General features: G+C 64.9%; 26 protein-coding genes. 12 read left to right on the top strand and 14 right to left on the bottom strand.

Features of this window, described 5'->3' with window-relative positions:
* Positions 1-3: 3 nt before the first annotated feature.
* The 5 genes from V2S85_RS18275 to kdsA all read right to left on the bottom strand — a co-directional run bounded on the left by V2S85_RS18275 (position 4) and on the right by kdsA (position 5,357).
* On the bottom strand, positions 4-843 hold the full coding sequence (locus tag V2S85_RS18275) for a 3-deoxy-manno-octulosonate cytidylyltransferase (RefSeq protein WP_330704273.1): 840 nt from the start codon (positions 841-843) through the stop codon (positions 4-6).
* 13 nt (positions 844-856) lie between these two features.
* Positions 857-1,843: a KpsF/GutQ family sugar-phosphate isomerase gene (locus V2S85_RS18270; RefSeq protein WP_330704272.1), complete on the bottom strand. Its 987-nt coding sequence runs from the start codon at positions 1,841-1,843 to the stop codon at positions 857-859.
* Positions 1,844-2,336: 493 nt separating this feature from the next.
* Positions 2,337-3,254, bottom strand: a complete 918-nt coding sequence (gene rfbA / locus V2S85_RS18265) for a glucose-1-phosphate thymidylyltransferase RfbA (RefSeq protein WP_330704271.1) — start codon at positions 3,252-3,254, stop codon at positions 2,337-2,339.
* Positions 3,251-4,351 (bottom strand): dTDP-glucose 4,6-dehydratase, encoded by a 1,101-nt coding sequence (gene rfbB, locus V2S85_RS18260; RefSeq protein ID WP_330704270.1) that lies wholly within the window; start codon positions 4,349-4,351, stop codon positions 3,251-3,253. The genes rfbA and rfbB overlap by 4 nt, the downstream gene beginning before the upstream one ends.
* 163 nt (positions 4,352-4,514) lie before the next feature.
* Positions 4,515-5,357, bottom strand: a complete 843-nt coding sequence (kdsA, locus tag V2S85_RS18255) for a 3-deoxy-8-phosphooctulonate synthase (RefSeq protein ID WP_330704269.1) — start codon at positions 5,355-5,357, stop codon at positions 4,515-4,517.
* Between the two features lie 137 nt (positions 5,358-5,494).
* Between kdsA and V2S85_RS18250 the strand changes: the two genes are divergently transcribed.
* From V2S85_RS18250 to V2S85_RS18230, 5 genes are all read left to right on the top strand, one after another.
* Positions 5,495-8,308 (top strand): TonB-dependent receptor, encoded by a 2,814-nt coding sequence (locus V2S85_RS18250; RefSeq protein ID WP_330704268.1) that lies wholly within the window; start codon positions 5,495-5,497, stop codon positions 8,306-8,308.
* Between the two features lie 171 nt (positions 8,309-8,479).
* A complete protein-coding gene (locus V2S85_RS18245; RefSeq protein ID WP_330704267.1) occupies positions 8,480-8,947 on the top strand; it encodes a helix-turn-helix transcriptional regulator in 468 nt (155 codons plus the stop codon).
* Positions 8,948-8,994: 47 nt separating this feature from the next.
* Positions 8,995-9,345 carry a hypothetical protein gene (locus V2S85_RS18240; protein ID WP_330704266.1) on the top strand — a complete coding sequence of 117 codons (351 nt, stop codon included), beginning with the start codon at positions 8,995-8,997 and terminating at the stop codon, positions 9,343-9,345.
* Positions 9,346-9,503: 158 nt separating this feature from the next.
* Positions 9,504-9,851: a hypothetical protein gene (locus tag V2S85_RS18235; RefSeq protein WP_330704265.1), complete on the top strand. Its 348-nt coding sequence runs from the start codon at positions 9,504-9,506 to the stop codon at positions 9,849-9,851.
* Positions 9,826-10,314: a hypothetical protein gene (locus V2S85_RS18230; RefSeq protein ID WP_330704264.1), complete on the top strand. Its 489-nt coding sequence runs from the start codon at positions 9,826-9,828 to the stop codon at positions 10,312-10,314. Before V2S85_RS18235 ends, V2S85_RS18230 begins: the two co-directional genes overlap by 26 nt.
* Positions 10,315-10,331: 17 nt before the next feature.
* Here the strand turns inward: V2S85_RS18230 and V2S85_RS18225 are convergent, their stop codons facing one another.
* From V2S85_RS18225 to V2S85_RS18190, 8 genes are all read right to left on the bottom strand, one after another.
* Complete coding sequence (locus V2S85_RS18225; RefSeq protein WP_330704263.1) at positions 10,332-10,634, bottom strand: hypothetical protein; 303 nt, start codon at positions 10,632-10,634, stop codon at positions 10,332-10,334.
* Positions 10,635-11,080: 446 nt separating this feature from the next.
* Entirely contained in the window at positions 11,081-11,833 is a 753-nt protein-coding gene (locus V2S85_RS18220; RefSeq protein ID WP_330704262.1) for a hypothetical protein, read from the bottom strand.
* Positions 11,834-11,911: 78 nt separating this feature from the next.
* Positions 11,912-13,339, bottom strand: coding sequence for a carbohydrate porin (locus V2S85_RS18215; RefSeq protein WP_330704261.1), 1,428 nt, complete (start codon positions 13,337-13,339; stop codon positions 11,912-11,914).
* Between the two features lie 5 nt (positions 13,340-13,344).
* Complete coding sequence (locus tag V2S85_RS18210) at positions 13,345-14,175, bottom strand: enoyl-CoA hydratase/isomerase family protein (protein WP_330704260.1); 831 nt, start codon at positions 14,173-14,175, stop codon at positions 13,345-13,347.
* Positions 14,172-15,242, bottom strand: a complete 1,071-nt coding sequence (locus V2S85_RS18205) for a phosphotransferase (protein WP_330704259.1) — start codon at positions 15,240-15,242, stop codon at positions 14,172-14,174. Before V2S85_RS18205 ends, V2S85_RS18210 begins: the two co-directional genes overlap by 4 nt.
* Positions 15,239-16,411 carry an acyl-CoA dehydrogenase family protein gene (locus V2S85_RS18200; protein WP_330704258.1) on the bottom strand — a complete coding sequence of 391 codons (1,173 nt, stop codon included), beginning with the start codon at positions 16,409-16,411 and terminating at the stop codon, positions 15,239-15,241. The genes V2S85_RS18205 and V2S85_RS18200 overlap by 4 nt, the downstream gene beginning before the upstream one ends.
* A gap of 31 nt (positions 16,412-16,442) precedes the next feature.
* A complete protein-coding gene (locus tag V2S85_RS18195) occupies positions 16,443-17,195 on the bottom strand; it encodes an SDR family NAD(P)-dependent oxidoreductase (RefSeq protein ID WP_330704257.1) in 753 nt (250 codons plus the stop codon).
* Positions 17,192-18,079: an SDR family NAD(P)-dependent oxidoreductase gene (locus V2S85_RS18190; RefSeq protein WP_330704256.1), complete on the bottom strand. Its 888-nt coding sequence runs from the start codon at positions 18,077-18,079 to the stop codon at positions 17,192-17,194. The genes V2S85_RS18195 and V2S85_RS18190 overlap by 4 nt, the downstream gene beginning before the upstream one ends.
* Before the next feature lie 172 nt (positions 18,080-18,251).
* Here V2S85_RS18190 and V2S85_RS18185 point away from each other — a divergent pair, with 172 nt between their 5' ends.
* Positions 18,252-18,959, top strand: a complete 708-nt coding sequence (locus V2S85_RS18185) for a carboxymuconolactone decarboxylase family protein (protein WP_330704255.1) — start codon at positions 18,252-18,254, stop codon at positions 18,957-18,959.
* A 38-nt stretch (positions 18,960-18,997) separates the two neighbouring features.
* Here V2S85_RS18185 and V2S85_RS18180 read toward each other — a convergent pair whose 3' ends face one another.
* A complete protein-coding gene (locus V2S85_RS18180; protein WP_330704254.1) occupies positions 18,998-19,747 on the bottom strand; it encodes an SDR family NAD(P)-dependent oxidoreductase in 750 nt (249 codons plus the stop codon).
* 102 nt (positions 19,748-19,849) lie between these two features.
* Here V2S85_RS18180 and V2S85_RS18175 point away from each other — a divergent pair, with 102 nt between their 5' ends.
* The 6 genes from V2S85_RS18175 to V2S85_RS18150 all read left to right on the top strand — a co-directional run bounded on the left by V2S85_RS18175 (position 19,850) and on the right by V2S85_RS18150 (position 24,908).
* Complete coding sequence (locus tag V2S85_RS18175) at positions 19,850-20,605, top strand: glucose 1-dehydrogenase (protein WP_330704253.1); 756 nt, start codon at positions 19,850-19,852, stop codon at positions 20,603-20,605.
* Between the two features lie 49 nt (positions 20,606-20,654).
* Complete coding sequence (locus V2S85_RS18170) at positions 20,655-21,272, top strand: TetR/AcrR family transcriptional regulator (RefSeq protein ID WP_330704252.1); 618 nt, start codon at positions 20,655-20,657, stop codon at positions 21,270-21,272.
* 6 nt (positions 21,273-21,278) lie between these two features.
* Positions 21,279-22,070 carry a helix-turn-helix transcriptional regulator gene (locus V2S85_RS18165; RefSeq protein WP_330704251.1) on the top strand — a complete coding sequence of 264 codons (792 nt, stop codon included), beginning with the start codon at positions 21,279-21,281 and terminating at the stop codon, positions 22,068-22,070.
* Positions 22,071-22,148: 78 nt separating this feature from the next.
* The gene (locus V2S85_RS18160; protein WP_330704250.1) at positions 22,149-22,586 is read left to right on the top strand and encodes an OB-fold domain-containing protein; all 438 of its coding nucleotides are present in this window, start codon (positions 22,149-22,151) and stop codon (positions 22,584-22,586) included.
* Complete coding sequence (locus V2S85_RS18155) at positions 22,583-23,728, top strand: thiolase family protein (RefSeq protein ID WP_330704249.1); 1,146 nt, start codon at positions 22,583-22,585, stop codon at positions 23,726-23,728. Before V2S85_RS18160 ends, V2S85_RS18155 begins: the two co-directional genes overlap by 4 nt.
* Position 23,729: 1 nt before the next feature.
* Positions 23,730-24,908 carry an acyl-CoA dehydrogenase family protein gene (locus V2S85_RS18150; RefSeq protein ID WP_330704248.1) on the top strand — a complete coding sequence of 393 codons (1,179 nt, stop codon included), beginning with the start codon at positions 23,730-23,732 and terminating at the stop codon, positions 24,906-24,908.
* Positions 24,909-24,925 lie beyond the last annotated feature (17 nt).

Genomic DNA, 24,925 nt, shown 5'->3' with positions numbered 1-24,925 from the left:
CTATCAGGCAGGGAAAGGATCGCCCAGCCGCTTGATCGCCTCTTCCGCCAGCGCCAGATCGGCGGGCGTGTCGATGCCGGACATCGCATGCGCGGGGGGATCGACCTCCACCGTGGCGATGGTGCGGCCGCCTTCGAGGAAGCGCAGCTGCTCCAGCCCTTCCAGCCGCTCGTAGACGCCCGGTGGCGCCCCGGCGAACCAGTCGAGCGCGGCCATGCGATAGCCGTAGAGGCCCAGGTGCTGCCATACCGGCGAGCATGCCTGCGCGGCCCGCAGCGCCTTTTCTTCGCGGATGGCGGGGACGATCGCCTTGGAAAACCACAAGGCGCGCCCGTCATCCCCGCGAATGCAGGTGGTGCCGCTGAAGGGCGCCGCCTGCTTGTGCGCGCGCAGGCGATCGAGCCGCGTCCAGTCGAGGCGATAGACCGGCGTGGCGACGTCGGCATCGCCCTGTCGCAGCATCGCCAGCAGCCCCGCGACCACTTCGGGCGGCACGAAAGGCGCATCGCCCTGCAGGTTGACGACGAACTGCGGCAGCACCGCCCGCGCGTGCGCCGCCGCACGGGCGCGCGACGATCCGGAATCGAGGTCCGCCGCCGTCATCGCCACTTCGGCGCCGATGGCGCGGGCATGGTCGGCGATGCCGTCATGATCGGTCGCCACCACCACCGCGCAGTCCTCGGCGAGACGCGCGGCGGCCTGGGCCACCGCGACCACGCGCTGCAACAGCGTGCGCCCGGCGATCGGCAGCAACGGCTTGCCGGGAAGCCGCGTCGATCCATGCCGCGCCGGCACCACGATCAGCGCCGACGAAGCGGCCTCGGTCACCCCTTGCGGCTGCATCCGGCCGGTCCGGTCAGGCCACGCCCGCCCTGACGATGTCATGCATGTGGACGATCCCGGCCAGCTTGCCCTCCTCCTCCACGAACAGCACCGAGACGGCGTTCTCGTTGAGGATGCGCAGGGCCTCGGAAGCCAGCGTATCGGGCGAGACCGACAGCGGGTTGGGCGACATGTGCAGCCCGATGTTGTCGTTGAGGTCGTGAACCGCGATACAGCGCCGCAGGTCGCCGTCGGTGAAGGCGCCGAGCAGCCGGTCTTCCCTGTCGACGACGGCGGTGCAGCCATAGCGCTTGCGGCTCATCTCGATCGTCGCGCTGGTCAGCGAGGCATCGCCGCCCACGCGCGGGATCGCATCGCCCGTCCCCATGATCTCGCCCACGGTGCACAACTGCGCGCCGAGGCTGCCGCCGGGATGGAACACGCGAAAATCGGACGAGGTGAACCCGCGCGCCTCGATCAGCGCCACCGCAAGGGCATCGCCCAGCACCAGTTGCAGCGTCGTCGAGGAGGTAGGCGCCAGCTCGTTCGGACATGCCTCGCGCACGGGGGGCATGGCAAGGCAGATGTCGGCGGCGCGCCCTGCGGTGCTGTCCTCATGCGAGGTGGCGACGATGAGCGTAACCCCGTAGATCTTGCAGTAATGGAGGATGTCCCCCAGTTCGGCCGTCTCGCCGGACCAGGTTATCGCAAGCACCACGTCCTGCTCGGTAATCACGCCGAGATCGCCGTGGCTCGCCTCACCGGGGTGGAGATAGAGCGCCGACGTTCCGGTGGAGCGCATGGTCGCCGCGATCTTGCGCGCAATGTGGCCGCTCTTGCCCATGCCGGTGACGATCACCCGCCCCGGCGTATTGGCGAGGGCCTGGATCGCGCGGTCCACGGCGCTGCGCATTTGCGGAGACTGCATCGCGGTCTTGAGCGACTGCAAGGCTTCCAGCTCGATCTCCAGCGTCTTCAGCGCAGATGCGGAATGCCGCTTCGGAAACAGCGCGCTATTCATACAAACACAGAGTCCTTGGCATTCAAATATTTATAAACAGATATCGGTTTGTGACCGATATTTGAGCATTGTGCGAATTGCCTGTGCATGAACCGGCCACCAAGCAATGTGCACTGCGAGATTGCTCATTCGATAGCCTGATCCGGCCAGCTTCCCAGCCGATTTCAGGAATTTAACACCCCGCTCCCGCAAAAGACCCCGATCTCGGGGACTGGCTCCCCGGAAATGATCCGGATTCCCTCTAGCTTGGGTCAACCCGCCTGCCTCTCCGAATGCGAGGAACTGCCGCTTTCCGTCGCCGAAATACCTGCAGCGGCCGTCGGTTCCGGAAAAGCACCTGCATTTCCAGGGCTTTTGGGAGTCGCATCGCAAGCGGCCGAACGACGCAGGGCCGCTATCGACGTCGGTTCGAAAAGGCCCCTTACGGTTGTATCGATCGCGCTGACGGACAACTGCGGGCTGGCCGTGCGTACCCTTTGGCCGTCCGGTGCTGCTAGGAGAATGCCTTCTCGGGCATTTCCCGGGGATGCGCGCAAGGTGGACGGGCCGCCGAGAGAATCCCGCGCAGATAGCGCCCGTAGTCGGACTTGCCGAGGCGGTCGATCGCCCGCTCCATTTGCGCTGCGCCGATGAAATCCTGGCGGAAGGCGATCTCCTCCGGGCTGGCGATCTTGAAGCCCTGCCGCCTTTCGAGGACGCGGACGAATTCGGCCGCGTCGAGCAGGCTGTCGGGCGTGCCAGTATCCAGCCAGGCGTATCCGCGCCCCATGATCTCGACCGACAGCTGGCCGCGCTCCAGATAGACGCGGTTGACGTCGGTGATCTCCAGTTCGCCGCGCGGCGAAGGCCGAAGGTCAGCAGCGATGTCCACCACTTGCCCGTCGTAGAAGTAGAGCCCGGTCACCGCCCAGTTCGACTGCGGGTGCGCCGGCTTCTCCTCGACCGAGATCGCCTTCATCCCCGTGTCGAAGCTGACGACGCCGTACCGCTCGGGATCCTGGACGTGATAGGCGAAGACGCTGGCGCCATGGGTGCGCGTGGCGGCGCTCGCCAGCAGTTCGGGCAGGCCGTGGCCGTGATAGATATTGTCGCCCAGGATCAGCGCCGAGGGCTGGGTGCCGACGAAGTCCGCGCCGATGACGTAGGCCTGCGCGAGACCGTCGGGGCTCGGCTGCTCGGCATAGGTGATCGCCATGCCCCACTGCGCGCCGTCGCCCAGCAGCGCACGGAACGCGGGCAGGTCGCGCGGGGTGGAGATGACCAGAACCTCGCGGATTCCTGCCAGCATCAAGGTGGTGAGCGGGTAGTAGATCATCGGCTTGTCGTAGACCGGCATGAGCTGCTTCGAAGTCGGCAGCGTCATGGGATAGAGCCGCGTGCCGCTGCCGCCGGCCAGGATGATGCCCTTCATGCCGCCACCATCGCCGCAGTAGGCCCGGCAGCGGCTCCGTCAGCGACCCCGGCGGCAGGCAGGCCCAGCCGGCCGCCTGCGTAGCTTTCACGCAAGGGCTCCCACCACCAGGCGTTGCCGAGATACCAGTCGACGGTCTTGTCGATCCCGGTCTCGAAGGTTTCCCTCGCGCGCCAGCCCAGTTCGCGCTCCAGCCGCGTCGCGTCGATGGCGTAGCGCGCATCGTGCCCCGGGCGGTCGGCGACGAATTCGATCAGGCTCTCGCGCGGGATCGCAGTCGGAACACGGGCGTCAAGCGCGCTGCAGATCCGCCGCACTACGTCGATGTTGCGCCGCTCGTTGCGGCCGCCGACATTGTAGGTTTCACCGGGGCGCCCCCGCTCGGCGATGAGGTCGAGCGCGCGGGCGTGATCCTCGACGTAGAGCCAGTCGCGCACGTTCTCTCCCTTGCCGTAGACCGGCAGCGCCCGCCCGGCGAGCGCGTTGAGGATGGTAAGCGGGATGAGCTTTTCCGGGAAATGATAAGGCCCGTAGTTGTTCGAGCAGTTGGAGACCACCACCGGCAGCCCGTACGTGCGCTGCCAAGCCTTGGCGAGGTGATCGGACCCGGCCTTGGACGCCGAGTAGGGCGAACTGGGATCGTAGGGCGTGCTCTCGGTGAATAGCCCCTCGGGCCCGAGCGAGCCGTAGACCTCGTCGGTCGAGACATGCAGGAAGCGGAACGCCTCCCGCCCGGCGCGGTCCAGCCCGCTCCAGTATTCGCGCGCCGCCTCCAGCAGGATGAAGGTGCCGACGAGGTTGCTGCGGATGAAGGCGCCGGCGCCGGTGATGGAGCGGTCGACATGGCTTTCGGCGGCAAGATGCATGACCCGGTCGGGCCGGAACCGGGCGAACGCCGCGTCCATCGCCGCTTTGTCGCAGATGTCGGCGTGCAGCAGGCTGTGCTCATCCCGCCCCGCGACCGGGCGCAGCGAAGCCTCGCACCCCGCATAAGTCAGCGCATCGATGGTGAGGACGTCATGGCCCCTGTCGAGCACCAGATGGCGCACTAGAGCCGAGCCGATGAAGCCGGCCCCGCCGGTCACGATCACACGCATGGGACTATTCGCTCCAGACACCGCCACCCAAGGCGACGGAGCCTGTGTAGCCTGTCACCGGACGCGGCTGGATCGCACAAAACCGGAGCGGAAAAACCGGCAGGTCGGTATCGGAGGGGCCAGTGCCGCGAAATTCGCTTTTCGCGAACTTCCAGACGGCCGCTCAGCCCGAGACGATCGGCGCGAAGCTCTTCACCAGACGGTCGATCGCCAGCATCTGCGCGAGATAGGGTTCGAGATGGTCGAGCGGCAGGGCGCAGGGGCCGTCGCACAGCGCCGCGTCGGGATCGGGGTGCGCTTCCAGGAACAGCCCGGCGATCCCCAGCGCCATGCCCGAACGGGCCAGCGCCGCCGCCTGGGCGCGGCGGCCATCGGCGCTGTCGGCCCGGCCACCGGGACGCTGCAGAGCATGGGTGGCGTCGAACACCACCGGCGCCATGTCCTTCATCAGGTCCATCCCCAGCATGTCGACGACGAGGTTGTTGTAGCCGAAGCTCGAACCGCGCTCGCACAGCAGCACCCTGTCGTTGCCCGCTTCCGCGCACTTGCGCAGGATATGGACCATCTCCTGCGGGGCCAGGAACTGCGGCTTCTTGACGTTGATGACCGCCCCGGTTTTGGCCATGGCGGTGACGAGGTCGGTCTGCCGCGCGAGAAAGGCGGGCAACTGGATGATGTCCGCCACTTCGGCCGCCGGTCCGGCCTGATACGGCTCATGCACGTCGGTCAGGATGGCGAGGCCGAAGCGCGCCTTGACTTCCGCCAGCACGGCAAGGCCCTCTTCCAGCCCCGGCCCCCGGAACGCGGCGATCGAGGAGCGGTTGGCCTTGTCGAAGCTTGCCTTGAAGACATAGGGAATGCCCAGCCGGCCGGTCACTTCGGCGAACCTCGCGGCGACCGACAGGACCGTCTCGCGGCTCTCGATCACGTTCATGCCGCCGATCAGGACGAAGGGCGCATGGTTGGCGAAGCGGATGCCGTTTTTCAACGCGATGGAATGCTGCAAAGTCAAATCCCTGGCAGGTCGATGAAGACCGGAACGGACAGCCGGTATCAGAGCGGCCGGCCCACTGCGACTGCTCGTTACAATTTCTCACTATTTGCGGATAGTGCGCGCGTGCCCCTCGGCTGTAGCCGGATGGCATGTCGCCAGCCCATCACACTCGCTTCCGTCACACGCCCTTCCGGCGCCGCGCGTTCACCGCGCTGCTGACCTCCGCCGCCTTCGCCGCGCCCACCGTCGCGCAGGCCCAGGAGCAGACGACGCAGCAGACGGCCCAACAAACCTCGAGCAATTCCGGCGACATGGACGAGATCATCGTCACCGGGCAAGCGCTGCCGGGCGCGGTGATCGGCGACATTCCGCCCGAGAATAAGCTGGGACAGGCCGAGATCGCCTCCTACGGCGTCGATTCGATCGCCGACCTGCTCGACGAACTGGCGGACCAGACCGCCAGCATCGCCGGCCGCGACAGTTCCAGCGGCCCGGTGGTTCTGGTCAACGGCAAGCGCGTGTCGGGCGTCAACGAAGTCGGCGACCTGCCGGTAGAGTCCGTGCTGCGCGTGGACATCCTGCCCGAGGAAGTCGCGATCAAGTACGGCTACGATGCGCAGTCGAAAGTGGTCAACATCATCCTGAAGCGCCGCTTCCAGTCCAAGGTGGTGAACCTGGGCGGCGGCATGTCGGGCGAGGGCGGCGGCGGCCAAGGCACCGGGGCGCTCACCTACACCCGCATCCACGACAACGACCGCGTCAACATCACCGGCAAGGCGACCAGCCAGGCGGCAATCCGCGAAAGCGACCGCGACATCGACGCCGATCCCGACAGCACCGTCACGCCGGTCGATGCGATCCCGGGCGAAAGCGACTACCGCACCGTCCAGGCATCGACGCGCAGCTATGCCCTGGCCGCCAGCCTGGCCCACCAGCTGAGTTCCAGCGCCACCGCCTCGTTCAACGTCAAGGGCACCTACACCACCAGCCGCTCGCTCGACGGGCTGGCGACCGATGCGCTCACCGTCCCTGCCGACAATCCCTATTCCGACGGCACCGAGAGCACCCTCACCCGCTACTTGTCCACCGATCCCCTGCGCAAGGCGGTGAATACCGGCGGCGTATCGGCCGGCGGCACCGTCAACGTCGATCTCTCGACCCGCTGGAAGCTCTCGGTCATCGGCAGCTACGCCCATTCGGAAAGCGAGACCCGCGCCGACAACGGCTATGACGTGACGGCGCTGCAGGACGCTCTCGATGCCGGGACCGCCGGGGTCGATCCCTACGGCCCCCTCTCGCCCTCGCTGCTGGGCGACATGATCGTCAACCGCGCCAAGTCGAGTTCCGACACCGGCAGCGCCAGCCTGCTGGTCTCGGGCAAGGTATTGCCACTGCCCGCCGGCGACCTTGCCGTCAGCCTGAAGCTGGGAGGAGACTACACCGCGCAATCCTCCACCAGCGTGCGCGACGGCACCGCGAGCAGCGGCGATGCCGATCGTACCAACGGCAGCGCGCGGCTCAGCGTCGATATCCCGCTGACCAGCCGCAGCAAGGGCGTTCTGGGCGCGATCGGCAATCTCAGCGTCAACCTTAACGCCGGGGTGACGCAAGTGTCGGACTACGGCAGCCTCGCCACTTTCGGCTACGGGCTCAACTGGCGCCCGCGCGACGGCGTCACCGTGATCGCGGCGATGAACCAGGACCGCAGCGCGCCGACGGTCGCGAACCTGGGCGATCCCACGGTGACCACCAGCAACCAGCGCGTCTACGACTACGTCACCGGCCAGACCGTGCTGGTGACCGCGATCACCGGCGGCAACCCGAACCTCAAGGCCGATGATCGCCGCAGCTTCAAGCTGGGGCTGACCGCCCAGCTGCTCAGCGCGCCCAAGCTCAATTTCAGCGCCACGTACGTCAACAGCCGCACGCGCAACGCCATCATGTCGCTCGGCGGCGTCACCGAGGCGGTCGAGGATGCCTACCCCCAGCGCTTCGTGCGCGACGAGGACGGCAACCTGCTGTCGGTCGATGCCCGGCCGGTCAACGTCTACCGCCAGCGCAGCGAGCAGGTCCGCTGGGGCTTCAACCTCTCGGCGCAGCTGCGCAAGCCGACCCGTCCGCCCCGCCCGCCAATGCCGGCCGGCGGCTTCACGCGCGGACAATGGCAGCGCGGCGCGGAAGGCGCACGGACAGGCGAAAACCGGCAGGGTTCGGACAACCGACAGGACAACCGCCAGGATTCCGCCGAGGAGCATGCCCCGGCACCGGACGCGAACGGCGACGAGATCACCGTCACCGGCGATCGCGAGCACGACACCGGCGGCCCCGGCTTCGGCCCGCCCCGTGACGGCATGGGTCCGCCCGATGGCATGGGTCCGCCTGACGGCATGGGACCGCCGGACGGGATGCCGCCTCCGGGTGGCGGTCCCGGCGGACCGGGCGGCCCCGGCGGCCCCCGCGGCTCCGGTGGACGCGGCTTCGGTGGCGGCAGCGACAACGGCATGCGCCTGCTCGCCTCGGTCTACCACACCTGGATCCTTCGCCAGGACGTGCAGCTCACGCAGGACAGTGCCACGATCGACCTCCTCGACGGCGGCACGATCACCGGCAGCGCCACGCCCCGGCACAAGGTCCAGGGCAGCCTGGGCGTGATCGACAACGGGCTGGGCGTCCGGCTGGAAGGCAACTGGCAAAGCGCCTCGCGGGTGACCGGAGCCAGTTCCGGCGACCTGCACTTCGGCTCGCTGGCGACGCTCGACCTGCGCGTGTTCGCCAATCTCCAGAACCGCCTGCGCGGCGTCGAATGGGCGCGCGGCACCCGCGTCAGCCTCTCGGTCGAGAACCTGTTCAACCAGCGCCAGAAAGTCACCGACGAAACCGGCGCGACGCCTTATGCCTATCAGGGCGACTACCTCGACCCGATGGGCCGCACCATCATGGTATCGCTGCGGCGCATCTTCTGAGAGGCTGTCTGGCCCCCATCGGGCCATTTTCCTAGCGGCATCGGCCCGCTTGCCCGAACGGCAAGCGGGCACCGCATCAAAACAACCCACGTTACCCATTGCAAACAGTGCTAGGATGTCTTTCAGCCGTCAGGGCATCCGGATCGGCAAGAGGGATACGAGGGCGGCGCAATGCAGGAATGGTCTGAAGCGGAGCTTCGGCAAAAGCTGTCTGCCCGGCAGTACGAGGTGCTCTCGCTCGTCGCGCGCCATCTGTCGTCCAAGGAGATCGGTGCCCGGCTGGGCCTGTCCTACAAGACCATCGACAATCACGTCGCCGACCTGATGGTCAGGCTCGGGGTTACCAGCCGCGCCGATGCCGCGCGAATTTTCCTCGATTCCTCAAAGACTAGGGAGCGACTACCTAGTACGTCGCAACCGCTCGACAGCCCCGCTCTTTCCGATGCAAGTACCGATCGACCGGAGCGGGCCCCACGACGCACATCGCTGCTGAGGCTTCCTCCGGTCGGGGGTACCCGTCATGACATGACGCACGCACAAAGGCTGGTGGCGATGGGGCAGATCGCCCTCGTCTCCGTGGCCGGCCTGGGCGCCATCGTCACCGTCATGGTGGGCATTCTCAACCTGCTGGGCAGGTAATTCCTCTTGAAGCCAACCTGAGCGTGATTCACGCAGCGGAGAAACTTATGCGTCTTTCGGAAGCGGGCGGACGGGCAGTCGCCACGGAAATTTCGGGCATGTTCAAGAGCGTCGATACGGCGCTGTTCGATGCGGCGCGCCTTGCCGCTACGATCATGGAAACCAACGCCGCCTCCTCGGTGCCGCCGGCACACCTTCAGGGCGCGCTCGATTCGGCCGCGGCGGGCTTCGCCAAGCTGGTGGAAGGCCGCAAGGACATGGTGCAGATGCATCGCAAGCTGGCCTTCATCAAAGGCGAATCCCAGCACCGCGAGACCGACTGGGGCTGCTTCGGCGACGATGCGCCCAGCGGGCTGCTGAAGACGCCCGAAACCGCCGCAAGGCCGGTCGTCGCCTGACCCATTCCGCCTGGGCGAAAGGGCCATGGCCTTGACGATGATCCTGACAGATTGAAATCAAGGCCATGCTCCTGAACCTTGCCTTTGGCTTCTTGATGCTCGTCACCTGCGTTCCGGCGCTGATATGGGGCGGGTGGGAAGGACGCAGGATATGCGTGATGTTCGTTGCCGCCGCCTTGGCGACATACCTGGGCACCACGGTTCTCAAGCACCACGTAAGCCTGGCGAACGCCACTTTCCTGGTCGATCTGGCGCTGCTCTGCGGCCTCACCCAGGTCGCCCTGCGGACGGATCGCTACTGGCCCTTGTGGATATGCGCGTTCCACGCGCTCAGCGTCATCGCATTCCTGGCCTGGCAGATCGTTCCCAATTCGCCGCGCCTGTTCAAGGCGATCTCGGCGTTCTGGAGCATTCCGCAACTGGTCGTGCTGTGCGCGGGGCCGATCCTCGACTTGCGCCACGCATCGCGGGAGGCGGCCGATGCTGAACATCGACAGGCTGGGTGACGAACTCGGCCGCATCCTCGGTGACCATGCGGAAATCGAATGCGAGATCGACAACGTCCAGGCCTACCTCGACGGCGTCACCGCGCGCCGCCGGGTAGCACCGGAGATCGACGAGACCGGCTGGCTCATCCTGCTGGGCCTCTACCGCGCCGACCGGTCGAGGGGGCAGGCGATGACGGTTTCGCAGGCCTGCTCGGCGGCGCCATGCCCGTCCGGCAAGGCCGTCGCGCAAGTGACCGCGCTGCTGAAAGGCGGCTTCGTCGATTGCGACAAGACAGTTCCGAACGCGGCCACCACCGGACGGCGCCTGCGCCTGACCGAAAAAGGTGGCAAGGCCGTCGCTTCATGGCTCGCGCTCATGCATCTGGGCGCTCGCAGTCCGGTGGCGATCGCGACGGACTCGATCGTCTCGGCCCTCAGGACGCTGGCTGCGGGCGACCAGCACGACAAGACGCAGGACTGACCGGGACCGGGGCCCAATCAGCTCGGAAAGTTCGCGTCGACGAACAAACGTGTGAAATCGGTGGGATCGATGTCGATGCCCTGCGCGATCGCCGACTCCCGGCTGGTCTGCCAGACCAGGGCGATCTGCGCAGGATAATCCTCGCCGAAGTTCATCTGCGCCGCGACGATCTCGAACCAGGGGCGGTCGTCGTAGGCTTGCGACAGTGTCGGCGCCATCTGCGCGATGCTGCGCTCCTGCTGCGGCGTCAGTTCGCCTATCGCGCGTAGCACGAAGTAATCGAGGTACTGGAGAAACGGCTTTTCGGAATAACGCATCATCACCCGGCTCCCTGGGTGCGATGATATCCCCGATGCGAACGTTCTGCCAGCAGTGTCGAAACAGGATGCCGCCATATCCCGTGGCAGGCACGGCACTATCGCGGTTCTTGGCGCAACTTGCACCCCGTCGCATCGATTCTGGAGGTAGCGGGAATTTAACTCTCAGAATTTTAATTCACAAAAACAGTCGGTTACCTTATAGTCTCCCCATCGTGGCCCCCAAGCAATGCCCGGGAATCTTTGGATGTAGTTGGATTGCCACGGACAGGGAAACGCAGTGATTCGGGCGAAGCTCTCGATCATGCATGTATCATCAACGACATCGTCTTAAACCGTCGGGTTGCGACCAACTCAAGGCGTTCAGCGTCGTTGATGTGAGCGACGGCTCTTTGCTGAAACCCGCCATTCGGGTCGCGCAAACTAGCGGGTCTGTCCGCTATGACACTTTAGATTTCAAGGTCGGACGACGAACGCGAAAGCCCGGCCGTATAGGTTGCCTTTGCGGTTTCCGGCAGTCGGTAGGCAAAGCATCGGCCATGCAGCGCATCATTTCCGGTGATCAGGCGGCCTGCAGAGCCTTCCTTAAGGTAGCGCCGACCGATTGCGATCAGCCATGTTCGCGCAAGTACCATAGCAGTCTCCAGGTCATCGCCCTGGCAGAACGCATCTCTTGCCCACGCTGCAAAACCTTTATCGAGCGTGCGCCCAAGAAGCGCGTAAGGTTCCAGGATGATTCCTTCCCGCACCAGCCAACGATGAACCACACGATCATCGTGGCGTATTGAGATAGATACCGGTCCGTCAGTCTCGTCCGGTACAATGGCGTCGTAGACGACGCTGCGCTGGGGCAGGGTGGCATGGCGGATCGCGATGACCGCAAGGTCGTAAAGATGCGTACAGTGGCGAAACGCCTGCCTGCCGCTGTAAAGCGTCTGCCCGTCGACATCGATCGGCCGGCCCTCGAGCTCACGTAATATCGTCACGGCCTGAGGGCAGCCGGTGGTTGGAATCCGGATTGCCGCCCCTTCAACCTTTACGACGGTGCCTCCGTCGTGCTCGATCCGGCAACGAAACTCATGGAAGTTGTCGGAAAGGTGGGCATCTACGGCGCCTGGGTGACCGGTAATTCGAATAAGCCGGCGGCAGCTACCAGAACCGTAGGCTGGGTTTCGCGGGAATGGCAGATCAGTGGGGCGCATGAATGACATTTCGGCAACGTACCGGAAAAGGTTTCGGCTCAAGGGCGGGGCCGCGTGATGTTGCGTCTATTCCGCTCATCAGAACAGAGTCACTAAGCTCAGGTAGCCGTTGAGCGCCGTACCGAAGCGTGAACTGTAGATCGGGTGCATTGTCACGCCCAAACCCGGCTGCAGATAGATGCCGGCCCTCACGCGGTAGGCATAGCTCGCGATCAGCGCCAAGGTGCCGGCGTAGTTCCTCTGGTCGGGCGCCGTGCGTGCGCGCAGGCCAGCGGGGCTGTATTTGTTGTAGGTTGTGACCAGCGAAGCGAGGTCGAAGGGGCGTCCCTTGAGCATCCCGACGGCATAGAGCCGCGCCTCGTAGTATTGGGTGTAAAGGTTCTGGCGCGGGGGAGCATAGTTTACCGTGGCGCCGGCATAGATTCCTCGGAATGGCTTTTCTGAATCGGGCTGAGTCAACTGGCGGTCGACCGCAAGGAAGGCGGCCCAGTTCTCTGCTTGGCCGCCGCCGAACACCGGGTACTTGGTGGTGTTGTATATGCCGCCGCCCCGCACCCACATCGACTTCTGTCCGGGTGCGGCCGGACGGTTGAAGCCGACCTCGTCGATAACGAGCAGGCCGGTGCCGGGAGGCCGGAACCGGAACCCGCCGGAATTGACGCGGTTTTCGGCAGTGGCGCCTCCGGGCGGCAGGCTGCGCTGGAAGCCGATCTTGTTGTAGAAATGCTCTCCGAACTTGACGCGGGTGTTGAAGCCCGGGGCGGCAAAGCCGCCATAGCTCAGCCCCAACTGGAACGGGATCGTCGCTTGCGGGCCAAGGTTGCCCGTGGCGAGATTGCCGCCGACGTTGATACCGAGAAACTCCTGCGTGTTGTCGATATAGCCCAGCTTGAAATCCACTTTTCCGTCGAACAGCGACTGATAGTAGTGGAGCCGGCCGATGCGGATTTTCTTGGGCCCATTGACCTCCGGAAAGCTGTTGTCGACGATGGCCAGCGTCGTCGCGATCTGGCCGCCCTTGATTCCGATCTGGCCCAGATCATACGTCGCGGTAAAGCTGATCGTGGTGTTGGTGCGCGTGACGTCCTGGCCGTTATAGAGCTGCGGCCCGTCATAGCCGCGGTCGTTCTGCAGGAAGTCGTACTGGAAGTTGGCCGTATTGATCGGCGAGATGCCAATTCCGACGTCGGCCAACGCATCGCGTACGCCGCCGTGATCGGCCAGGATGGTGTCAGCCACCTTCGGATAGGAAATCGCCCAACCTTTGAGGCTGAGGTCGTCGAAGCGCTTGAAGCGATCGGCGTCAGGTGCAACTGCGGGAGCCGGGGGGCTATCGTCGTCCGGAAGCGCCGACGTCGTCGCCGGTTTTTCGACCGGCGGATCGCCGGCGGATTGGCCTTGATCTTCCTGCGCAAATGCGGGCAAGCCGCATAATACAGCGGCGCAGGCACATAACAGTGCGGATCGCTGAGAGATGCTCCAAATGTTGGAAGTGGTATTCGTCATTCAGGTCATCCGGTATGGTTGTTGATGGTGGCCCCCGCCGCCGCCCGCTGCCCCGTGAAATCCGCCGCGCGCTTCTCGATGAAGGCGGCTACGCCCTCGCGGCCCTCGGGCCCCGCGCAGGCGTCGGCTATCGACTTCGCCTCGGCGTCCAGTTGTTCGGCCAGCGTCGCATTATGGCCCGCGAACAACAGGGCCCGGCATTGCGCCAGCGCTCCGGTCGGTCCGGCGGCGAGGCGTTCGGCATAACGTATCGCGGCGGCCGCCAGGTCTCCATCGGGGACCACTTGCGTCACCAGGCCGATCTCCACGGCCTCTTGCGCAGTGACCCGGCGGTTTGTCAGGATCAGATCCTGCGCGCGCCGCAGGCCGATCAGCCGTGGCAGCGTCCAGGACATTCCACCATCCGGCGTCAGGCCTACGGCACTGTATGCGGCGGTGAAGTGCGCCGATACCGCGGCTATGGTGATGTCGCCCAGAATTGCGAGACTGAAGCCCGCTCCCGCCGCCGGGCCGTTGATCGCGGTGACGAGCGGCTTGGGCATGGTCGCGAGCTTGTGGACCGCTTCATGGAAGACGCTCGCCAGTTGCAATACCTGCGCCTGCGCGTCCGTGCCCACGCTGGCGAACAAAGCGATGTCTCCGCCGACCGAGAAAAAGGGACCGCTGCCGGTCAGTACCACGCATCGCACTTCGTCCGAGGCGGCGCACAGGCTCGCTTTTTCACGGAGCGAGCGGGCGATTGCCGGCGAAATGCCGTTGCGGGTCGCGGAGCTTGCCAGCGTGAGCGTGCCAATGCCGTTCTCGACCGCGAAGGTGACGGGATCGTCGATGGTCATCCCCGGACCTGTTCGGTTTGCCGCCAGGCCAGGGCCATCAGTTCGGGGAGGACCGCGACCCGCTCGCGCGCCTGGGCCGAGGCGGCGTTGCCCCGGATCACCCGGCCCTTGATACCGTGGAAGATCGCGGCCAACCGGAAGAAGTTGAACGCCACGTAGAAGTCGTATCCCGGCATTTCGGGCATTCCCCGGCGGCGGCAATAGGTTTCCAGGTAGGCTGCTTCGTCCGGGATGCCCAATTCGGCTATGTCCGCACCGCCGAGGCCTGCCACGATGTGGGGCGGCATGCGATACATCATCGCGTGATAGGCGAAGTCCGCGCCGGGATGGCCCAGCGTGGACAATTCCCAGTCGAGCACGGCGAGGATGCGAGGCTCGGTCGGGTGAAAGATCATGTTGTCGCAGCGGAAGTCGCCGTGCACCACGCTGGTCTTGTCCCCGGGTGGAATATGCAGGGGCAGCCATTCCGCCAGTCGGTCCATGTTTGGGTCGCGGCCAGCATCGGCATCGTCGAAATACTGCCGCGACCAGCGCGTGATCTGGCGTTCGAAGTAGTTCCCCGGACGGCCGTAATCGCCGAGGCCGGCTGCGCAAGGGTCGATCTCGTGCAACTGGGCGATGGCCGCGTTCATGACGTCGAAGTAGGCGGCGCGCTCGGATCGGGACACCTCCGGGAAAGTCGCGTCCCAGAAGATTCTCCCTTCTACCATCGCCATGACGTAGAACCACGAACCGATCACCGCATCGTCGGTGCACAGGGCGTAGACTCGCGCGACCGGGAAGCCCTGGCCGCCGAGCGCGGTAAGCACCTTGGCCTCGCGCTCCACCGCGTGAGCGCCTTTAAGCAACGGCCCGGGGGGCTTGCGGCGCAGCACGTATGAATTGCCAGGTGTCACCAGCTTGTAGGTCGGGTTCGACTGCCCGCCCTTGAATTGCTCGATCACGAGCGGGCCGGCATACCCTTCCACGTTCCCGCGCATCCACGCATCGAGCGCAGGCGCGTCGATCTCGTAGCCGGTGCGAACGTTGGTGGTTCCGCTGTTGGCGTCCCTGATAGCGGTGCTCATGCGTTCGCCGCTTTCCAGTCGCGCTTGATCTTCTTGGCCAGCGACCATTTGTGGACTTCGGTCGGCCCGTCGTAGATGCGGAAGGCGCGGATTTCGCGGAACGCCTGTTCCACGATGGTGTCGCCCGAGACGCCGGTCCCGCCCATGATCTGCACACAGCGGTCGGCGACGCGGAACAAGGCGTCGGATACGGCGACCTTGGCCATCGAACTCTCGCTCGTGCCCAGTGACCCGGAATCAAGCACTCCCGCGCACCAGTCGATAGTCAGTTCGCACTGTTTCAGGTCGATCAGATTGTCGGCCAGCATGAAGCCGACGCCTTCGTGGTCGACCAGCGGCTTGCCGAAGGCGGTGCGGCGGCAGGCGTAGTCGGCGGCGATCTCGTTTGCGCGCGTGGCGAGACCGAGCCAGCGCATGCAGTGCGACAGGCGCGCGGGCGAGAGCCGGATCTGGGCGTACTTGAACCCTTCGCCAGATGCCCCGAGCATCTGTGATGTCGGCACTCGCAGGTCGACGATGTCGATTTCCGCGTGGCCGCCAGGCATGGAACTGTCGATAGTGTCGAGCACCCGCGTCGTGCGGATCGCCGGGTCCGGCAAGTCGACGAGGAACATGCAGGCGCCATCATCGGATTTGGCCATGACGATGCCGACCTTCGCTCCTTCCGCTCCGGTGATGAAGCGCTTTCGGCCGGAGATGATCCACTCCTCCCCATCCCGTCGGCAGGTCGTGCGCATCATCGACGGGTCGGAGCCGGCGCCGCCTTCCTCGGCCGGTTCCGTCATGAAGAAAGCCGAGCGCGCCCCGCCTGTTACGAGCGGTGCGAGGAAGCGGGCTTTCTGCTCTGCCGTGGCGACCTTGCCCAGCAAGTACATGTTGCCTTCGTCCGGCGCGGCGGTGTTGCAGGCCAGCGGACCAAGCGGCGACAGCCCGCTTCGGCGCAGCACGGCGGCCGTTTCGCGTTGGGTGAGGTGCGAACCGTCCGGTAGTATGTGCGGCGTCAAGACGCCTGCGCTGCGGGCCTTGTCGCGCAGTTCGGTCACGAGATCGTCGGAAGGCCCGTGCCCGCCGAGGCGGTCATCCCGCTCATATGGGACGACGACGCCACGCACGAATGCTTCCACGTCGGCGGCTATGGCCATGGCTCGGTCGGTAGTGGTCAAACTCATCCTGGGTTCCTGTATTTTGGCGACCGCGTGGTCATTGTGCGGTCGAGCCGCCGTCGACGATCAGTTCGGAGCCCGTCATGTAGCGCGAGGCGTCGCTCGCCAAGAACACGACGGCATCCGCGATCTCGTTCGGGTGGCCGATGCGGCCGATCGGCACGTCGGCCAGCAGTTGGCGAGCGACTTGCGGGTCGGCATGGGCTCCGGCGGTCAGCGGAGTGTCAATATGGCCGGGGTGGATCGAGTTGGCGCGCACCTTGTTGCCCAGCGCCGCGCATTCGAGTGCGGTGGCCTTCGTGAACATCCGAACGCCGCCCTTGGCCGCGCAGTAGGATCCGGCATTCGGCGCGGCGGCAATGCCCCTGATCGACGACATGTTGATGATCGAACCTGCGCGTGACCCGGCCAGCAGGGGCAGCATGGATTTAGTACCAAGGAAGACGCTGTCGAGATTGACCGCGAGCACCGTACGCCATTGGTCCAGCGAAGTGTCGGCGATCGATGCGAACTTTCCGAAGCCCGCATTATTGAAAAGGATGTCGAGCCGGCCGAACCGCTCCATGATCTTCGCTGCGAGTGCGGTCCATGCGGCTTCGTCGGTAACATCGAGCACGGCCGCCTCGTGTTCTCCGGGCGCAATGCGGGCGAGCGCATCGTTCAGCCCTGCCGCATTGCGGTCGGCCAGCAGGACGGTCGCGCCTTCCTGTGCAAAGCGCATCGCGGTTGCCAGGCCGATGCCGGATGCTGCGCCGGTGACCAGCGCGATGCGCCCCGCCAACACGGTCATGCCGGTTGGTCCTGCATGTCCGAATCGCCTTTACTGAGGGCCAGCAGACTGGCGAATTCGGGGTTTGTCCTCGCCAGGATGGACTTCGTGCGGGCCGCGATCGGCTCGTCGAAGCTCTCCGACGTGAACACGTAAAGCCGGTCCTCGCGAATACCGTCGAACGCGAGATCGGCAACAGTTTCGGGAGAGGGGGCACTTCGGTAAAGATTGTCCGCGATTGCCTGAAGTTCCTGCGATTCCTCTGCGGGTCCCGATACGGCGCGCAGGGCATCCGGGCGTGAACGCTCGGCATCGTAGATGCGCGTGGCGACCAGGCCGGGGCACAGCATGGTTACGCCGATCGGCGCACCCACGTCGCGCAGGCCCGCGTAAAGCGCTTCGGTCACCCGCACCACCGCATGCTTGGATGCACCGTAGACAGCCGAGCCCGCTCCGCTGACGAAGCCTGCCACCGATGCGGTGTTGAGCACATGACCGGACCGTTTCTGCGCGATCATGCGCGGCACGAAGCTGCGGATGCCGTTGACCACGCCATCCACGTTGACTCCGAAAGCCCAGCGCCAGTCTTCCGGCGCATAATCCCAGACCATTCGGTGCCGGCCGCCCGGAACGACACCGGCATTGTTGCACAGCAGGTCCACGGAACCGAAGTGGTCCCAGGCGAGGTCAGCGAGCGCCTGGACAGCCCCGGGATCCGCCACGTCGGTGCGCTGGAGAACGGCGGGATGACCGGGCAGCGTCGTGGCCACATCCTGCAGATCGGACAGATTGATGTCCGCCAGCACGAGGTTCATTCCCTCGCTAGCTGCTCGCCGCGCCAGGGCTGCGCCGATGCCGCTGCCGGCGCCGGTGATGACGGCCGTCCTTCCGGAGAAGTCTTTCATTGCAGTGCCTCTCTTTTCGTCCGGAGCCATCTTGTGGGGACTCGAACGGTGAAGGCACGTTAGCCGACCGTCCGGTCGGGCGTCAATTCCGTTGAAGGCATTGACCGACAGCAAAGGGCTGTATAGCCATTTGCCAAACCGACCGGACGGTCTAGAAAATACAGGAGAGATTGTGCTCGACCCGACCACCTCCGCCGAACCCCGCAATGAACTCGTTTCGCTTGGGTTACTACGCAGCAACGCCCCCAAGACAGTTGCAGGCTACCGCCGCTTCCGCGCGGTCGTCGATACCGACGGCGCAGTCCCGGCTCGGATGAAGCGCTTGTTCGTGGCCTGCGCGGCGACGGTCAAGGGTTACCGGGAAATGGCGCTGCGCGAACTGGCAGCCGCGCGCGCCGCAGGGCTGACCGTCGAAGAGGCGGCGGCAGCGGTGACGATCCTGTCCAGTGTGCGAGGAGAAGGCGCAGCCCTGCGGTTTCACGGCTTTTTCGAGCAGGTCTTTCCCGAGGCGATCGATCCGCAGGCCCATGATGAGGATATGGTCGTCGAGCCGGGCGCGGCCGAGGCCAATTTCCTGCAGTACTTCGGAGAGATGCCTCCCTCACTCGGCAAGCTGCTCGAGCTGGAGCCGACGGCTGCCGATGCGTATTATCTGATGCGTGAAGGCACGCTGTCGGGAACGGTGCTGGGCTCGATGAATGCCGAACTGCTGCTGGTGACCGTGCTGGCCGCTGATTACAGCTCCTGGGCTTCCGTGCATATGAACGGGGCGCGCAAGGCCGGTGCCAGCGAGAAGGCGGTGGCCGAAGCGGTGATCTGCGCGGTCCCGACCGGCGGATTGTCCGCCTGGGTTATCGGGGCCGGAGCGATGGATGCCTGAGCGAAAACAGTCCCGCTGAAGGCGCCCCGCGATCGGCGCTAGAGCCCGCTGACCAGGTGGCCTCCGTCGATCGCGATCACCGCGCCGGTTATGTAGGCTGACTGGTCCGAACACAGCATTAGCAAGGGGCCGTCCAGGTCATCCATGCGACCCAGCCGGCGCTGCGGGATACGCGCGATAAGGCGCTTGCCCGCTTCCGACTGAAAGAACTCGCGATTGAGGTCGGTTTCGATGTAGCCCGGTGCCAGTGCATTCACGCGGATTCCGAGCGGAGCCCATTCGAGCGCGAGCGCCTTGGTAAGCTGGATCAGGCCTGCCTTGCTTGCAGCGTAAGCAGCAAGGCCCTTGGATACGCGTTGGCCCAGGATAGAGGCGACGTTGACAATCGAGCCGCCGCTCGTCATCGCGCGTGCGGCCTCCTGTGCGACGAGGAAAGCGCCGGTCAGGTTGGGAGCCAGCACGGATTGCCATTCCTCGGGCTGCACATCGATGGCCGCGCGCGTCTGCGCGACCCCGGCATTGTTGACCACGATCGAGAGCGTAGAACCTCCGGCCTCGGCCATCTGCGCGAAGCCCTGGCTTACGGAGACGGGGTCGGTCACGTCCATCACAACGCTGCGGCAGGTACCTGCCAGCCCCGCTGTTTCTTCCACCAGAGATTCCAATGCGGATGCCCGGCGACCTGCCGCAAAGACGGTCGCTCCGCGCTCGGCCAGGATTTTCGCAAAGTGGCGGCCAAGGCCCGAGCTGGCGCCGGTCACCAAAGCTGTACGCCCGTTTAGGCCCATCGATACTCTCCTTCTGGTCCGTTATTGTCTTGCGCGTCAATAAGTTTGGCCCCAAAGCTACATGCACCCGACCGGGCGGTCGAGTTCACAAAAGGACAGGTCGTGCGCTTTTCGGACAAACGTGTCATTGTCACCGGGGCGGCCAATGGACTGGGCGCGGCTATCGCGCGGCAGTTCGCGGCGGAAGGCAGCATCGTCGCCATTGCCGATATTGACGAAAAAGGCGCCGCAGCGACGGCGGCGGCGATTGTCGAGGTCGGGGGCAGGGCCACGGCGTACCGGCTCGACGTGACGGATCCTCAAGGCTGGGACGATCTGGTGCGGAGCTTGTCGAAGAATTGCGGCGGCATCGACATTCTGGTCAACAATGCCGCGATCGCATCAGGGCTCGTAAGGATCGAGGACCGCACCCCGCAGGATTGGGACCGCAGCATGGCGATCAATGCCAAGGGCCCGTTCCTGGGCACGCGCGCTGTCCTGCCGGTCTTTCGGGCGAACGGCGGCGGCACGATCGTCAACGTGTCATCGGTGGCCGGGCTGGGCCAGTCGCAGATCATGGATCCCGCTTATGCCTGCAGCAAGGCGGCATTGACGATGCTCACCCACATCACGGCAGCGCAGCATGCGGCGGAGGGTGTGCGGTGCAATTCGGTGCACCCGGGGCCTGTCGACAGCAAACTTGCCCGATCTGCCTATGCCCAGCCGAGCGCGTTCGACAAACGTATCTCGCGTGTGCCGGCCGGACGGCTGGCGCAGGTGTTCGAAGTGGTGAATGCCGTCCTGTACCTTGCAAGCGACGATTCGTCGTACATCACCGGCGCAGGGCTACCCGTGGACGGCGGCGCGCTGGTGCAATAGGGTGGGGCGCGGCCGGACGGCCTCACAAATACAAGGGTTTACGCCGAGTATGGCACGAGAGACGACAAAAAAGCGGCCAACGACCGAGGCCCATGGAGAGAAGCGCAACGAAATTCTGCGGCATTGCGCCGTTCTTTTCGACCGGGTCGGCTATCACAAGGCATCGATGCAGATGTTGGCCGACGAGGTTGGTCTCGGGAAACCGACCCTTTATCATTACTTTCCCAGCAAGCACGACATTCTGTACGCCATTCATGATGCCCATATGAGCACACTGATGGAAGGGCTGGATGGCGGCAAGACGGACGCAAATCCGCTCGAACTTCTGCGCGGCGCCTGCATCGACATCCTGCGACAGATCGCGGAACATCCCGGTTACGTGCGTGCGTTCATGGATCACTACGGCGATCTGGAAGGCAAGCTGCGCAGCCAGATCCGGGAGCGTCGGAACGAATATTTCGCCCGGCTCCAGAGCATCATCGAGGAAGGCATAGCCGACGGCCAGTTCCGTGAGTGCGATCCCACTCTCACGACATACGGTTTCCTGGGCATGTGCAACTGGGCGTACAAATGGTATCCACCGCTTGCGAAGAAACGGTCGCCGGAGGACGTTGCGGATGCCTTGTGTCGCCCGTTTTTCGAAGGGCTCAGCCGAAGCGCCGACTGATCGGAAATGAGCAAACATTTTGATCCTTCCCTCGCCGAAACAATAACGTCGGTGCGTTTCTTCGACGCCGAGGGAATCCGCCCTGCGGCTGAAGCATTCAGAAATTTCGTGCGGGAATTGAGCGGCCTTCGCACGGCGGTCTCGCACAATATTTCCAGTCGCGATCCGATGCGCGATTCCTCCGGTGCGGTGTTGGCGAGCGAGGTTTTCGGGTTTCAGGAGGATGAGGACGCGCGCTGGTGGCAGTCGCCGCAGCTTGCCCTCTCCTCTCCTCTGACAGGTGCATGCCGGGTCGAGGTGGAGCCGTTCTGGTGCAACGCGCAAGGCTATCACACGCGCATTCCCAACCCGCTGCTCGATTCGCTCGATCTTTCGGAGTTCCGCACCCGCGCTCTCACGGCGGCAGCGCTGGTCGTCCCTATTCACTTGCCCTTCGGCCAGATCGGCGCGGCCAGTTTCCTGTCCGCCGATCCCGCGCAGGACGACCTTTCCCACGCCTTCGCGAACTTTTCCGATGCGCTCGCCATCATCGCGCGCGTTTTCGTGCATAGCTATTTCGCCGTTACCGCGCAGCCCCGCCGCGATATCGCCGGGGCCGCGCTGACCAAGCGAGAGGTGGAATGCCTGCGCTGGGCAGCAGCGGGAAAGACCAACGAAGAAATCGGCCTGATCTTGGGCCTTCAACGCACCACGGTACGTTTCCATATACGCGCCGCTTCGCGCAAACTGGACGCAGTCAATCGCGACCAAACCCTCTTCAAGGCGGCGCAGCTCGGCTATCTGGGGATGATCCGCTGAAGCGCTGACGTTTTGGTCAGAAGCCAGCGGCAAGGCTGGCAATCTACATCATCGGGCAGGAGAACGATGATGCCCGAAATGAAGCCGGAAACGCGGCCCGATCACCTGCCGCCCCCGATCGCCGACGATCTGATCGCCTGGGACGCCGGACAGCTCCGGCTTGTCGCTTCGCGCGAGAAGACCACCGGGCACGTTGTTTTCCCACCCCGTTCGGAACAGGACGACAGGTTCGAGCGTATCCTGCTGCCTGCGCAGGGTCGGCTCTGGTCCTGGACCATCCAGAGGTTTCGCCCGAAGAGCCCGCCCTACGCCGGGGCGGAAACCTTCGAGCCGTATGCGGTAGGCTATGTCGCGCTGGACGATGCTCTGATCGTCGAGGCTCGTCTGAGCGGCGTCGCCTTCGATGCCCTGCGCATCGGCATGCCCATGCGGCTCGTTCCGCAGTCGTTCCTCCTGGCGAGCGGCGATCTGCGCACGACGTTCGCGTTTTCGCCGATCGATGGAGAACAGCCATGAGCGACGTTTATATCGTGGGCGCGGGCATTCATCCTTTCGGTCGCACGCCGGGGCGTACCGGTCTGCAGCAGGGCGTATACGCCGTGCGGCAGGCGCTGGCCGGTGCCGGTCTGGAGTGGTCCGACGTCCGCTTCGCCTTCGGCGGGTCGGATGCCGCCGGGAACGCCGATACGATGGTTGCCGAGCTTGGCTTGTCCGCGCTTCCGTTCATCAACGTCTCAAACGGCTGCGCGACGGGTGGGTCGGCCATGTTCGGCGGCTACAACACGATCAAGTCGGGGGAGTTCGATCTTGGCATCGCGGTCGGCTTCGACAAGCATCCGCGCGGTGCGTTCTCCCCGCTTCCGGCCGACTGGGGCTTGCCCGACTGGTACGGTGAGACAGGTTTGATGCTGACGACGCAGTTCTTCGCAATGAAGATCCAGCGCTACATGGCGATGTACGGAATTACCCCGCAAACGCTGGGTGCGGTGGCGGAAAAGGCCTTCGCCAATGGCGTGCTGACCGACCATGCGTGGCGGCGCGAGGCAGTGGATGCACAGACTATCCTGGAATCCACGATGGTCAGCGATCCGCTTACGAAATTCATGTTCTGTGCGCCAGGTGAAGGTGCCGTTGCCCTGATCCTTGCCAGCGGGAAGCGCGCGAAGGAACTTGGCCTACCCGCCGTTCGCCTGCGGGCAGCAGCGGTCCGGACACGCCCGCCCGGCTCGTTTGAGGTCTTTTCGCCGGCAATCGACCTACAGCGCGGAGAATCGCCGACGATGGTCGCATCGCGCGCCGCTTACGAGATGGCGGGCGTGGGGCCCGAAGACATCGATATCGCCCAGATCCAGGATACCGAAGCGGGAGCCGAAATCATGCACATGGCCGAGAACGGCTTCTGCGCCGACGGCGAGCAGAGCCAGTGGATCGCCGAAGGGCGCACCCGGATTGGCGGTGTGTTGCCGGTCAATACCGACGGTGGCTGCCTTGCCTGCGGCGAGCCGATCGGCGCGTCGGGCCTGCGGCAGGTCTACGAAAATTACATGCAGCTCACGGGCCAGGCCGGCCTGCGACAGGCGCCCGGGGACCTTCGCCTAGGCTACAGCCACGTCTATGGCGCCCCCGGCGTTTCGGCAGTCGCGATCGTGGAACGCTGACATGGACCTTGGTTTCACGGACGCCCAGCTTGCCTTCCGCGACGAAGTCCGCGCCTTTCTGGCCTCGTCGCTGACGGAGCGACTGCGGCAAGGCGCTGCACTCACGTCCGGCGTTTTCGCCGAGCCCGACATCGCCCGCGAATGGCAGGCCATTCTCGATGCGCGCGGCTGGCTGGTCTACCACTGGCCGCAGGCGGCTGGCGGGCCGGGATGGTCGCCGTTGCAACGCTGGATATTCGAAAAGGAATGCGCCCTGGCTGGTGCGCCTGCGCTGCCGGGGATGGGCCTGAAGCTGGTCGGCCCGGTATTGTACACCTTCGCGAGCGAGGATCAGAAGGCGCACTATCTGCCGCGTCTGCGGAGCGCCGAACATGTCTGGGCGCAGGGATTTTCAGAGCCGGGATCTGGCTCCGATCTCGCCAGCCTGCGGACCCGGGCGTCTCGCGAGGGAGACGAATACATCGTTTCGGGTCACAAGATCTGGACCACGCAGGCGCAGTTCGCCAATCAAATTTTCGCGCTGGTCCGCACCGATCCGACGGTCAAACCCCAGAAGGGCATCAGCTTTCTGCTGATCGACATGGCCAGTCCGGGCATTTCCGTACAGCCTATCCTGAGTGCGTCGGGGGATCATGAACTCAACGAGGTTTTCTTCGACGAGGTCCGCGTGCCGGTCGCCAACCGTGTGGGAGAAGAAGGCCAGGGCTGGCCGATCGCCAAATTCCTGCTCGAGAACGAACGCGGCGGGTCTTCGTTCGGCCCGCAGCTTATGGCCGATCTTGCGCGCCTGCGCGATGCTTCGGGGCCTTGGACGGGCGAAATCGCCGAGCGGGGCAAGCGCCTGCGGCTTGAGGCCGAGGCGCTTGAGATGACCGAACTGCGCACGCTGATAGAGATCGAAGCAGGGGGGGCCACCTCGCTGCGCAGTTTGACAACCAAGCTGGTCGCATCGGAAATCCGGCAGGGCATAGACCTCCTCGCAGTGGATGCGTTTGGAATGGCCGGTCTCCAATTGCCGACCGAGCGCCCTTTTTACGAAACGCAGGCGCCATCTGCGTTCGGTTCGCCGCAGGCGCAGATCGCTGCCGCCCGCTATCTCAATAGCCGCAGCTGGTCGATCTTCGGCGGCACAAGTGAAATTCAGCTCACCATAATCGCCAAGGCCGCTCTTGGCCTCTGACAGAACGAAGGATGCAC

Origin of the sequence: Novosphingobium resinovorum (genome assembly GCF_036352595.1) — a bacterium.
GTDB lineage: Bacteria > Pseudomonadota > Alphaproteobacteria > Sphingomonadales > Sphingomonadaceae > Novosphingobium > Novosphingobium resinovorum_B.
The sequence above is the reverse complement of the archived record's forward strand: the minus strand, read 5'-3'. Positions and strand labels throughout refer to the sequence as shown.